This window comes from Proteus sp. G4380, from assembly GCF_963885725.1.
GTDB lineage: Bacteria > Pseudomonadota > Gammaproteobacteria > Enterobacterales > Enterobacteriaceae > Proteus > Proteus mirabilis.
In genome coordinates this window covers 1-13,228 of the sequence record NZ_CAWPAV010000063.1, presented here as the reverse complement: position 1 = coordinate 13,228, position 13,228 = coordinate 1, and the positions used below count along the sequence as shown (strand labels likewise).

The 13,228-nt window shown below is 36.7% G+C and carries 8 protein-coding genes; 4 read left to right on the top strand and 4 right to left on the bottom strand.

Annotated features, from left to right (window positions below):
• From AACU98_RS05450 to AACU98_RS05435, 4 genes are all read left to right on the top strand, one after another.
• Positions 1-3,124 (top strand): beta strand repeat-containing protein (locus AACU98_RS05450; RefSeq protein ID WP_237611983.1); only part of this gene is annotated, 3,124 nt, incomplete at its 5' end.
• Positions 3,125-3,228: 104 nt separating this feature from the next.
• Positions 3,229-4,482, top strand: a complete 1,254-nt coding sequence (locus tag AACU98_RS05445; RefSeq protein ID WP_001985440.1) for a TolC family protein — start codon at positions 3,229-3,231, stop codon at positions 4,480-4,482.
• Between the two features lie 24 nt (positions 4,483-4,506).
• Positions 4,507-6,669: a type I secretion system permease/ATPase gene (locus AACU98_RS05440; RefSeq protein ID WP_036894346.1), complete on the top strand. Its 2,163-nt coding sequence runs from the start codon at positions 4,507-4,509 to the stop codon at positions 6,667-6,669.
• A gap of 19 nt (positions 6,670-6,688) precedes the next feature.
• Positions 6,689-7,948 (top strand): HlyD family type I secretion periplasmic adaptor subunit, encoded by a 1,260-nt coding sequence (locus AACU98_RS05435; protein ID WP_001985443.1) that lies wholly within the window; start codon positions 6,689-6,691, stop codon positions 7,946-7,948.
• A gap of 267 nt (positions 7,949-8,215) precedes the next feature.
• On the opposite strand, the gene AACU98_RS05430 is transcribed toward AACU98_RS05435, so the two are convergent.
• The 4 genes from AACU98_RS05430 to speFL all read right to left on the bottom strand — a co-directional run bounded on the left by AACU98_RS05430 (position 8,216) and on the right by speFL (position 13,058).
• Positions 8,216-8,893, bottom strand: a complete 678-nt coding sequence (locus AACU98_RS05430) for a TetR/AcrR family transcriptional regulator (RefSeq protein ID WP_017628325.1) — start codon at positions 8,891-8,893, stop codon at positions 8,216-8,218.
• 129 nt (positions 8,894-9,022) lie between these two features.
• The gene (potE, locus tag AACU98_RS05425) at positions 9,023-10,351 is read right to left on the bottom strand and encodes a putrescine-ornithine antiporter (RefSeq protein ID WP_004247370.1); all 1,329 of its coding nucleotides are present in this window, start codon (positions 10,349-10,351) and stop codon (positions 9,023-9,025) included.
• 63 nt (positions 10,352-10,414) lie between these two features.
• Positions 10,415-12,577 (bottom strand): ornithine decarboxylase SpeF, encoded by a 2,163-nt coding sequence (gene speF / locus AACU98_RS05420; protein ID WP_161735659.1) that lies wholly within the window; start codon positions 12,575-12,577, stop codon positions 10,415-10,417.
• A 373-nt stretch (positions 12,578-12,950) separates the two neighbouring features.
• The gene (gene speFL, locus AACU98_RS05415) at positions 12,951-13,058 is read right to left on the bottom strand and encodes a leader peptide SpeFL (RefSeq protein ID WP_107034653.1); all 108 of its coding nucleotides are present in this window, start codon (positions 13,056-13,058) and stop codon (positions 12,951-12,953) included.
• Between the last annotated feature and the right edge of the window lie 170 nt (positions 13,059-13,228).

Sequence of the window (13,228 nt, the reverse complement as noted above, 5' to 3'; positions counted from 1 at the left end):
AACTCAAGGCAATAATCCAGCCAAACCAGGAAACAAAGTAGATTTTGCTGTTGATGGACAAATTCCGGGCGATACAGATGGTGATGGTACGGTGGATACCACACCGGTGGTGACCATTCCAGAAGCCACTGATGGAGTAAATGCTGACGAGCTAAAAGATGGCGTACAGACTGAAGTGACTGTACCGGGAGGTAGTGCAGCAGGTGACACACTGACACTCACTATTACCAAACCAGATGGATCAACCGACACTGTTGAACACACACTGACTGCAGATGAAGTGACGGCAGGTAAAGCCGATGTGACAATCCCCGCAGATAAAGTGACAGCAGATGGTAACTATTCTGTTACCGCAGAAATTACTGATCCGGCGGGTAATACCAGTGGTCAGGGTAAACCTACTGACTTTATGGTTGATACGCAAATTCCGGGCGATACAGATGGTGATGGTGTGGTGGATACAACACCTGTAGTGACCATTCCAGAAGCTACGGACGGGGTAAATGCTGACGAGCTAAAAGATGGCGTACAGACCGAAGTGACTGTACCGGGAGGGAGTGCGGCAGGTGACACACTGACACTCACTATTACTAAACCAGACGGCTCAACCGACACCGTTGAACACACACTGACTGCAGATGAAGTGACGGCAGGTAAAGCCGATGTGACTATCCCTGCAGATAAAGCAACTCCGGATGGTAATTATTCTGTTAAAGCAGAAATTACAGATCCCGCAGGTAACACGAGTGGTGAAGGTAAAGCAACGGACTTCACTGTAGATACCGTTGCCCCATCTACCCCTGTATTAAATGCTGAGGATAATGGCTCTGTTTCTGTTGAACTGCCAGGGGATGCCAACAAAGGCGATACGGTAGAAATTACCTTTGAAGATGAAAAAGGGGATAAACAGACTGTAACAATGGAGAAAGGGGATAATGGTTGGACATCTAGTGATCCTAATTTGATCCCAGACAGTCAGGGCAATAACACCGCTATTCCATCTGATAATGTAAAAGATAACAGTGAAGTAACCGCAATAGCTAAAGATCCAAGCGGTAATGAAAGTGCTCCAGCAACAGCAATGTCCAAAACAGATGTGTTACCGACAGTGAGTATTAGTGTTGATACAACATCAGTAAATGACAATGGAGATAAGATTAGTGCTGATGCTTCTGTTTCGGGTGAAATAACAGAAGTTCCTGCAACAATAGAGGACAAGGATGATACTACCGGATTAGTATATACCGTTGCTCTAGATTATGTTGCAGCACAGGATGTGACCGTAACCATAACCTTAACAAATGATGCAGGTCATGCAAGTGCGCCGGATTATTCAACGCTTGCAGGCTCTCAGCATGATGGGAAAATCGCCCTACATGGGGACACAGGTAAAGTAACCTATGATGGAGCTTCAACTGTAACGGTTGTTATTCCTGCTGGATCTAAGAGTGTTTCATTTATAGTTGATCCAACAATGGAAGCTAACCAAAATGCATTTAATGCTGAAGGTATGGAGAAAGTTGTTGCAACCATTACGGGAACATCTAATAACGCTACCGCTGTAACTGATACAGTAAATAATGCAGGTGCTTCTGCTACGGGGGTTATTTATGATGGCAACCCTATTTCATTACGTAATCTGGACGGCGATTTTACACTGAAGTATTCATTATCCTCATCAGTGGCTGAAAATGGGGACTTTGGATATACCATCGGAGTTGATAGCGGTAAAAAAGATCCTAAGCTAACGACAGATTACAATGATACGATTTATGTTGGTTATTATCAGGATGGTAGCGAAACTTCATCATACAGCAATCTTGCTAACTCGCAGGATAATGGACCTGATGGCACAAAAACAGATGGTAATCAAAGTATTACAACTGTTGATTTAGGTGCTGGTGATGACCTGATGGTGATCCGCGGTAATATGTTAACCAATACACGAGTCTATGCTGGTGAAGGTAATGATACCTTTACTATGGACGGCATGAATACAGCGTTACGTTCTATGTATGCTGGTAGTTATCTCTTTATGGAATCTGGTAATGATACCGTTACGATTAAACGTACAGGGGTAACCAATGCTGGTCAAATCTATCTTGGCTCAGGTAGTGATACCTTTACTCAAGGTGATGCCAATGATCAAAATAATACCGAATTGTCCGGTTTATTAGATCTGGGTAGTGGTACTCAAGATAAGTCAAATATGCCAAATGAGTATCTTTCTGTTTATCAGGATGGCAGTAATTTAAGTTTAGGTAATGACAATAACATTGATGCGGTCACAGATGTTAATACTGTCACTATTTATGGTTCTGTCTCCGGTGAAATTTTAGGTGGATATGGTAGTGATAATATCACTATCACTAAAAATCTGACTGGTAATGTTTCTGTTGGTGATAATACAGACACTCTAACTGCTGGGTGGATTTATGGTGGTGCCACTGTTTCTATGGGGGATGGCAATGATACGGTTACTGTCACTGAAGGTGCGTATAACACAACTATTTCACTAGGGGCAGGAGATGATGTGTTTGATGCTACTGCTGGTGTTATGGGGGATTCTGTTAGCGCGACATTAGTGAATGGTGAAGATGGCAATGACACCATAAAATTAGGCACAATTGGTAAAAATCTGACAGTTGATGCGGGTGCTGGCGATGATACTGTGATTTTGACAAAAGATTATGATCCTTCACCTATAGGTAATCAGGGATATATTAATGGGGGAGAGGGAACTGATACTTTAGTCTTATCAGGTACGATTACGGTAAATATGGCCACTAAGACTGATGAAGGTATTGCTAATTTCGAAAAAGTCGATATGACGGTTAACAGTGAGTTGAAAGTGGACAATAGCTCTCAGACTATTAAGTTAACCGCATCTGATGTGTTGGGAATGAATGCAAATTCAACGATTTATATTTCCGGTGATGCTAATGATAAGGTGGATTTAGGTGCCGATGGTGCTGGAGGTTTAGGTACATTTACAGCTACTGCCACTACAACAAAAGCAACCGCATTAGATGGTACTGAACATACTTACACTCTTTATAGCAGTGCAAGTGGTGCTAATGTCTATATTGATAATAATATTATCGATAATGGAGGCGTTATTTAATTATCTGTTGTAATTAAATCTAAGGCTGCTCTTTCGGGCAGCCTTATTATCTAATCATAAAACTTTTATATTTAGATTATATTTTCTTATTAGAGGTAATATCTGTGTTTTCTATAAATAAACTCAAAATAATAACGTTTGTTATTTTAGGAGGTGTATTATTTAATTCACATGCAAACTCTTTAAAGTATATATTAAATAATTCATTAAATAATGCGCCTGAGTTATTAGAAGCTAAAGCTGATATAGATATAGCCGTTGCAAAAGTTAATCAGACTAGAGCTCAACATTTTCCCGTAATAAGCGTAACTGGAAATAAATTATTAGGACAATATCATAGAGATAAAAGCGACTATGATAATAATAGTTTTATTCCAGGATTAAGAGGTGAATTAAATATCTATTCTTTCGGTGGAATAGAAAATGATGTTGAACGTAATGAAAAAGAACAACTCTATTATCAATTTAAATATAGCGAAACGAAAGAAAATGTCGCTTACACCATATCAGATCTCTATTTAAAAGCATTGCTAGCTAAAGAATCTATTGCGGTAAAGAAAAAAAGTTTAGATAGACATAATAAGATTATATCTGAATTAAATGTGATAGCCCGTAATGATGAAGGGCGTGTTTCTGAATATGTTCAGGCAGAAGCAAGAAAAATATTAGTAGAACAAGATATTAACTATTATGAAAAAGAATTAATGACAACGTTAAGTACGTTATCAAAATATACGGGTTTCCCCGTTGGTGAAAGCGATCTTGTCAATCCTTTTGATGGAATGACGGTCAGTGATATGTATAGCGAATTCACTGCAGAAAATAATAATCAAAATCCAGCTTATCTCGTGAGTCAGGCTGATATCGATGCTAAAAAAATGGGCGTTAAAGTAGAAAATAAAAAACAATTACCAAGAATTAATTTAACTGGAAATATAACTAAAGATGATCGTCAGATAGGCATTGATGTGACATGGGACATTATTAATTTTTCATCATTATATTCTATTGATGAAAAAGTAAGTCAGTTAAACGCGGCACAACAGAGAATGGAGAGAGTGATTAGAGATATTGAAGAAGCAAGACGTTTATCAGTAATTAATATCCAAAAAAGTACTCAAAAATTGAAGATATTAGATGCACAAATTTTATCATCGACAAAAGTAGTCGATTTTTATCAATTGCAATTTAATGTTGCACGCCGTTCTTTGTTAGATGTTTTGAATGCAGAAAAAGAGTTATCTGATGTTGAATTATCTTATGCCACGACATTGAGTGATCTTAGGTACGGGATGCTTGATTATTTGTATGCACAAGGAAAACTTTCGCACTGGGCACTTAATTCACACACTCACTAATAAATTAAGGTAAATATTGTAGTTATGAAATTGATCATAGAAGGTCTTTCTCTTACAACCCAGTTATTAGGCACACATTTATCTGTGGCTACACTGACTGCACATACAATCCGTACTACAAAGATGGGAATTGATTTTTCATCACTGGTTGAATATCTGAAAAGTGAAGGATTTGAAAATACATTATCACAACGATTATTAGATGATATTCCCTCTCTAGCTATGCCAGTATTATTATTATTAAAAAATGAAGAGAGTGCTGTTTTAACCGAAGTTTCATTTGATGAAACTGGACAACGTAAATATAAAATTCAGCAAGTAGATGGTTTATCTATATGGTTAACACAATCTGAATTAAGTGAAAAATATTTAGGTTATTGCTGGTTCATTAAGCCACGTATTACAGAAGATGTTCGTTCAGAATTGCCTGAATATACGATGCCTAAAGCATGGTTTTTTAAAGTTATATGGCGCTTTAAAAAGTATTACTATCAAATCATTCTCGCTACTTTTGTTATTAATTTTTTGGCACTTGTTAGTTCATTATATGTCATGAATGTTTATGACAGAGTAATACCTAATAAGTCATATCAAACACTCTGGGTTTTAAGTATCGGGGTAATTATTGCAATATTATTTGAATTTACAGCTAAAATGCTCCGAGGCCGGTTAACTGATATTGCTGGTAAGAAAGCTGATTTAATTATCAGTTCTGCTTTATTTAGAAAGGTCACAAATCTTAAGTTACAAGAAAAACCTATATCATCTGGCTCCTATGTTAATAATTTACGAGATTTTGAATCTGTCCGTGATTTTATGACGAGCGCGAGTTTATTAACATTAGTTGATATGCCTTTTTTAATTTTATTTGTATCTGTAATTGCGCTTGTTGGAGGCTATTTAGCTTTTGTGCCACTTACTATAATTCCATTGGTTATTATTGTCGGACTTTTAGCTCAGATCCCTTTATCCAAATATATTAATGAATCGATGAAGGAATCATCTCAAAGGCAAGGATTAGCTGTAGAAGCGATTGAAGGTATAGAAACATTAAAAACGAATAATGCCATGAATTGGGCGCAAAAGCGTTGGGATTATTACACAGCAAAAACAGCATCTTCATCAATGAAAGTTAAAAACATCAGTAATTTTGTTATTTATTTTGCAGTAATGATGCAACAGTTAAATACGATATTTTTAGTTATTATTGGTACTTATTTGATTCATAGCGATGATCCTGCAAGTAAAATTACAATGGGGGCGTTAATCGCAACGGTTATTTTATCTGGTAGAGCGTTATCACCATTAGGACAGATTGCGGGTTTAGCTGTGCGCTTTCAACAGGCTTGGGTCGCATTAAAAGGTGTTAATGGCATTGTTGAGCGACCATCAGAACGTGAACCAGCTAGGAAATATATTACGTTAAAACAAATAAATGGAAATATAAAATTCCAAAATGTTTCATTTGCTTATAACCAAGATAGTAGCAGTGTAGTGAAAAATTTATCATTTGAAATAAAGCCAGGTGAAAAAGTTGGAATACTTGGGCGTATTGGCAGTGGTAAATCAACGACTTTAAAATTAGCAGCTGGGTTATATCCCGCAGAGCAAGGGAGTATCACACTAGATGATGTCGATATTCGCCAAATAGATCCTCATTATTTGCGTAATCAGGTTTTGTTATTAGAACAAGAGCCAAGGTTATTTTTAGGTAGTTTAAGAGAAAATCTTGATTTAGCCCGTATGGATGGCTTCTCTAGTGATCAAGATTTGATTGTGGCACTGAAGCGGTTTGGTTTGGATAAAGTTATTAAAAAGCATCCTAGGGGATTAGATATGTCCTTGGGAGAAAATGGGTTAGGTCTTTCTGGTGGACAAAAACAAATTGTTGCTTTGGCTAGAATGACGTTGAGAAATCCCAAAATTGTTTTACTTGATGAACCAACAACGGGACTTGATCAATATTCAGAAATTCAGGCATTAAATGCCATTTCAGCATGGTGTCGCTCAAAGACATTATTGGTTGTTACTCATCGACCTCAGGTACTGAGTATTGTCAATCGAATAATTGTTGTTGATAACGGCAAAGTTGTGATGGATGGTCCCAGAGATGCGGTTTTACAGCAGTTAGCTAAAAATGAAACAGAAAAACAAATAACTGCTCACTCAAAAAACCAAAATAGATAAGTAAGATTGGGAATGTGAAATGAATGAACTAAATAAAAAACACCTGATGCCTTCAAGTCATACTAAAGAGGTTCTTTCTAATAAGGACTTAGCACTTCTAAATGACTTGCATGCAGCACTTCAGAATGAAAAACATCATAAAAGTTTTATGATGATCACAATATTGCTGATCTTTATGGTTATTTTCGTTATTTGGGCATGGAATAGTAATCTTGAAGAGGTAACTCGTGGTCAAGGCAGTATTATTCCTAGCAGTCGCGAGCAGATAATCCAAACATTGGATGCTGGCATATTAAAAAGTATGCAAGTTAAAGAAGGGGATATAGTTGAAAAAGGTCAAGTATTATTAACGCTAGATGATACTCGAACATCGGCTATCTTGAGAGAAAGTGAAGCAAAAGTTGCTAATCTAGAAGCAATACGAGCACGACTTAAAGCGGAGGCTTATTCTACTGAGCTTAGCTTTCCAGAAGGTTTATCAACAGAATTAGTAACTCGTGAAACAACAGTATACAAGATACGTAAAGACGCATTGAAATCAGGAATAGACAATTTACAACAAAGTAAAGCATTGTTAGACCGAGAAATTTCTATCACTAAGCCAATAGTTGCACAAGGTGCAATGTCTGCTGTGGAATTATTAAGAATGGAGAGGCAATCAGCCGATATTCAATTACAAATAGATGAAAAGAAAAATAAATATTTAACTGAAGCAGGGGCTGAATTAGTTAAAACAGAAGCGGAATTAGCTCAAGCAAGGGAAAATATGGCAGGGCGAGCTGATCCTGTTGAACGTGCTTTAATACGTGCACCATTAAGAGGTATTGTGAAAAATATCCGTATTAATACAGTTGGTGGAGTAATTTCAGCAGGGCAGGATATAATGGAAATTGTTCCTTTAGAAGATCAGTTATTAGTTGAAGCTTATATTAGTCCTCGAGATGTGGCCTATGTACGTGCTGGTATGCCTGCATTAGTAAAATTGACTGCTTATGATTATGCGATTTATGGTGGGTTAGAAGGCGTCGTGACTTTGGTAAGCCCAGATACATTGCATGATCAAAAAAGACCTAGTGATTTAAAACTTAATCAAGATGAAGCTTTTTATCGCGTATTGGTCACAACTCAAAGTAGTCATCTTACGGATAAAAATGGAAAAGAGCTTCCTGTTATTCCGGGTATGATCGCCAGTGTTGATATTAAAACAGGTGAGAAAACGGTTTTCCAATATTTGATTAAACCTATAACAAGAATGAAGCAGGCATTACAAGAGCGGTAATAATTTTGAGGTCATAACTATCATAGAAGCAGTTATGACCTGTTATCAAGCTATTACTTGTATACTATTTATTAAATAAGAAGATTTTTACATGGATGTTTAAAGTTGAGTTTTAGTATATATTTTCTCTCACGAAACAGTTTTTAATTCAATATATTATTTAGATGATGATATATTTATCATTTGAATATATTAATCTAATTTTCTGTTATAAATAATAGTTAACTATTAGTTAATAATACACTCAGTATATTAAGTATAGAGATATTAAATTATTCTATTTTTAGTAATTTCTAGTTCATGTTGAGGAATATCAAACATCTGCGCCATAAAAATAGAGATAAATATATCTAGTGGCTGATTAGAGCGGGTTAGTTTTGCTTGCATTATTGCTCCTTGCCAACCCATCCAGAAAAAAATAGCCATTTGTCTACAATCAATGTTTTTAGATATAAACTTATATTTTTGTGCTTCTAGAAGATAATTTTCTACCTTTTTCTGCCATCCAGAAATCACATTATTCAGTATTTTATAATAGCTAATGGGTAAATTAACAATATCTTGTATGAGATTACTTACTAAGCATCCTCGTTGCCAATGATACTTTTCCATTTCTGATTTTATCATGTGACAAAATGCTAATAGTCTTTTGGGGAAAGGTAATGCAGTATAAGACAAATAGTTATCTAGTTGCTTAGAAATAAAGTTGTCATAATGTTGGATGACGACTAAACCAAATTTTTCTTTACTACCAAAGTAATAATAAAATGATCCTTTCGGGATACCAACTTTTTCTAATATCTTACAAATGTCTGAACTGATATAGCCTTTTTCAGCAAACATTTCTATACCACTTTGAATAACTATATTTTTTACATCTGTATTAGGACTATGATTTTTGGGGGGACGTCCTCGTTTCGGTTTGGTAATTTCTGATATCATCATTTTGCTATCTCCACGACAGGGGAGCATACAGGTAGCTTATTAAGTACCTGTCAATGCTGATTATTTTGTTGTGAGAAAAGTCCCTCCCGCTGAAATTTTATGCGGGAGGAATATAACGAATAGCGTGTGTTATTTTGTCATTAGGTCTTGGTTTTGTTTCATTTCAAATCGTGGGGAGACAAAACCATATAGTGTCCATCCCAAGAATGTGGCTAATGCCCCCCACATTACGGCGTCTTCACCAGATGAATACAGAGCATAGAAACTATAAATCGCCCCAATGAATGCGATGATATTACTGGTTCTCGCTTTATGAGGTTCCACTTTGGCGACTTTTTGTAAAATAATCATTGCCGCCATAGAAAGGATGTAAGGAATAATATTAGTCACAACTGCTAGATTGACGAGTACATTAAACTGTTTATTTAGTGATGGGCTGATGGTCATCAGTGACAGTGCAGATTGAATAACAACAATAACTAACATTCCTTTTACCGGGGCATCAGCTTTGCTAACTGCAGAAAATATTTTTGGAAAATAACCAGAATCCGATGACGCCTTAAATACTTGTGCGATGGTGAACTGCCAGCCAAGTAAAGATCCACAACAAGACATAATCATTAGCGCCATAATGATTTTCCCAACACCTGGGGTAAACATTTGGGAGAAGGCTAAGCCAAATGGCGCGGTAGAGTTTGCCAGATCCATATTTGGCACAATACCTGCGATAACATTTGTTGATACGATATAAATAACGGCTGCACCTAATGTGCCACCTAATACAGCAATAGGAACATTCTTTTCAGGATTTTCAACCGCTTCACTATTGGCACAAGCTGATTCCATACCTAAAAATGCCCATAAGGTCATGGCAATAGAAGAGCCTACGGCTTCAAAGAATGGAAAATTATGTGGATTCCAAGAGTTAATGTATTGTTCAGGATTGAACCACCACCAGCCAATAATTGAAATACCCACAACAGGGATGATCACCCCCCAGACAGTGATGCTGCTTATTTGTCCGGTGATCCGCGCACCACCAAAATTTGCTATTGTACAGATCCACAATACAACAATCGTTGCAATACAAATACCTAACGGAGTCATTGTCGCATCCATCAGTTCGGCACCATAACCCACAGCAGAAATTGCGATAGCTACATTGGCAATTAACAGGGAAATACCATAGGTATAATTGGCCATAAAATTCCCCGATTTGCCAAAGGCATACTCGGCATACCCTCCCATTCCTCCGCTACGGCGGCTAAACATACCGCATTTAGCAAATGCATAGGCCAGAGCCATAGAGCCGACTGCAGTGACAATCCAAGATAAAATAGAAATGGTTCCTACTTCGGCTAGCTTGGTCGGTAACATAATAATACCGGAACCCATCATATTCACCGCAGTTAATATAGTGAGTTGCAATACACTCATTTTATTTTTTGAAGTACTCATCGTTTTACTCTCCGGCTGACGGAGCATGCTTATTCACACTCCGTCACGCATAAATTAATTAACTTAGTGCTTAATTACATAGCCATATGCCCGCAGACGACCGTCCTCATCATTGCGGATATATACACCTTGTAATTCCGGTGAGAATCCCGGGAATAGATTAATTCCTTCTTCTAGCGCTAGAAAATATTGCTGTACAGAGCCACCCCAAATTTCCCCTGGTACTACACACAGTACTCCTGGTGGATAAGGTAGAGCACCTTCGGCGGCGATACGGCCTTCAATTTTTTCCACGGCAACTAACTCCACCTCGCCACGCACAAAAGCGATATTGGCTTCTTGAGGTAACATACTGACTTGTGGGAAATGTGATTTACGGAACATCTCTTTTTGCAGTTGTTTTACATTAAATTTCACATACATATCATGCATTTCTTGGCACAATTGACGGATGGTGTATCCTTGATAACGTGTTTGGTTGGCATGATATACTGATGGAAGTACCTCTTTCAGTGGGGCATCTTGTTCCAGTAATTGTTCAAAGCGAGCAATTTGTGCGACCAGATGCTGCATTTTCGCCATGCTTTCTGCAGGCGTTAGCAGGAATAATATGGAGTTAAGATCGCATTTTTCAGGAATAATGTTATTTTCACGTAGATAGTTCGCCAAAATGGTGGCAGGAACACCAAATGATTCATATTTTCCTGTTTTGGCATTAATACCTGGGGTGGTTAGTAGTAATTTACATGGATCAACAAAGTATTGATTTTCTTCATATCCCTCAAATGAGTGCCAGCGCTCTCCCGGAACAAAATTAAAGAATCGGAGATCATTGGCAATTTCATCAGTATCAAAATCTTCCCATGCACGGCCATCGATAGTTTCTGGAATAAACGGGCGAATATGTTTACAGGATTGCAGGAGTAATTTACGGGTTTCAATCCCTGTTTTTACGCAATTCATCCATAAATGTTTACCTGACTCACCTTCATGCATTTTGGCATTCACATCCAAAGCTGCAAATAATGGGTAGAATGGACTAGTAGAGGCATGCATCATAAAGGCGTTATTGAGACGTTTATGATTTACATAGCGTTTTTGACCTTTAATATGGCGATCTTTTTTGTGGATCTGTGAGGTTTGAGAGAATCCCGCTTGTTGTTTATGTACAGATTGTGTAACTAAGATCCCCGGATCGTTTTCATTCAGTTCAAGTAGAAGTGGAGAACAATCTTTCATCATTGGAATAAACTGTTCATAGCCCACCCACGCGGAGTCAAATAAAATGTAGTCACATAAATGTCCGATTTTATCGACTACCTGACGTGCGTTATATATTGTTCCGTCATAGGTACCTAATTGAATAACGGCTAGGCGGAAAGGGCGCTTTTCATTTGCACGTGTAGGGGCGACTTCTTTGATGAGTTCACGTAGATATTTTTCTTCAAAACAGTGAGCATCAATGCCACCGATAAACCCAAATGGGTTACGTGCAGCTTCAAGATAAACAGGCGTTGCTCCTGCTTGAATTAATGCTCCGTGATGGTTTGATTTATGATTATTACGATCAAATAATACTAGGTCATCTGGTGCCAATAAGGCATTAAGAACGACTTTATTGGAGGAAGATGTACCATTAAGTACGAAATAAGTTTTATCGGCATTAAAGACTTTTGCTGCATGTTGTTGTGCGGCACATGGGGCACCTTCGTGGATCAGCAGATCACCCATAGAAACATCGGCATTACATAAATCAGAGCGGAATAAGTTTTCACCAAAATACTCGACAAATTGGTTACCTAGAGGATGACGGCGGAAAAATTCACCTCCTTGATGCCCAGGACAATCAAAAGCTGAATTTCCTTGTTCAACGTATTTTTTTAAGCTGCCGAAAAAAGGAGGTAATAGACTCTCTTCATATTTTAACGCTGCAGTTTCTAGTTGTTTATTATATAACTCACTATTTTTTTTATTTAAATCAATTACACCAGTTAATCGATTAATAATATTAGCAGGGATAACTTCATCTTTATTAATAACGGCAAAAATAGGCTGTTCAAAGCTATTTTGTTCAATTAAATTAAGCTTTCCATTCTGAATGTCATTAAGTGAAATAATAATCACGGCAACATCAGAAAAATCAGTATGTAGAATATCGACACATTCACGGTGGGTTGAAATATAGTCAGACATATCGTAGCTGACCGCTATTTTATAACTTTTCATTTTTAATACCTTTTTTTGGTAAAAAATTCCCGCTGAAATATTAAGTAAAAATATTTCAGTTTTTTATTTTTATAAATGCGAGTTTTTTCCCTCGATAGAGTGTCGAGTTATAAAAATCACGTTTATATTTATGTCATCACGTATAAAAATAATGTATAGAATGATGGTTTTTATAATTTTAGTAATATGTTTTTAGCAAAATTACCAATAATAAGAACTAATTAACTGCACATTACTATGCATAAAAACCAAGAATATGAATGATCAATAAGAATTCATTATAGTCACATAAAATGTGATTTATAATGGTAAAGAGGTTGACTATCCATACGCTGGTAATATGCAAACCACGTGATGGATGCCAATAGAGAGATTATCTTTGAGCGTTGAAAAGATTAAAATCAAAACATGAACGATGTGAAAACATCATTATATGTGTAATACGTCTTATATGTGGCCAAAATCGATTATTATTTTCCATTTTCGCATCCGTTAATTATTAAGACCTATATAACAACTATAAATTAATATAATTAAACACCCGAATTATACTGTGATATAGATCAAAATATATCATTTTAAGAATGGTTTTGTCTTTAATTAATATGTTGCTTGTTAATTATTTGTTGTTTTGTTTTTAATAAGAGAACT

Bases quoted from the DNA above. Each gene is read 5' to 3' on its own strand.
- AACU98_RS05440 (WP_036894346.1), top strand. From the start codon at position 4,507: ATGAAATTGATCATAGAAGGTCTTTCTCTTACAACCCAGTTATTAGGC.
- AACU98_RS05435 (WP_001985443.1), top strand. From the start codon at position 6,689: ATGAATGAACTAAATAAAAAACACCTGATGCCTTCAAGTCATACTAAA.
- AACU98_RS05430 (WP_017628325.1), bottom strand. From the start codon at position 8,893: ATGATGATATCAGAAATTACCAAACCGAAACGAGGACGTCCCCCCAAA.
- potE (WP_004247370.1), bottom strand. From the start codon at position 10,351: ATGAGTACTTCAAAAAATAAAATGAGTGTATTGCAACTCACTATATTA.
- speF (WP_161735659.1), bottom strand. From the start codon at position 12,577: ATGAAAAGTTATAAAATAGCGGTCAGCTACGATATGTCTGACTATATT.
- speFL (WP_107034653.1), bottom strand. From the start codon at position 13,058: ATGGAAAATAATAATCGATTTTGGCCACATATAAGACGTATTACACAT.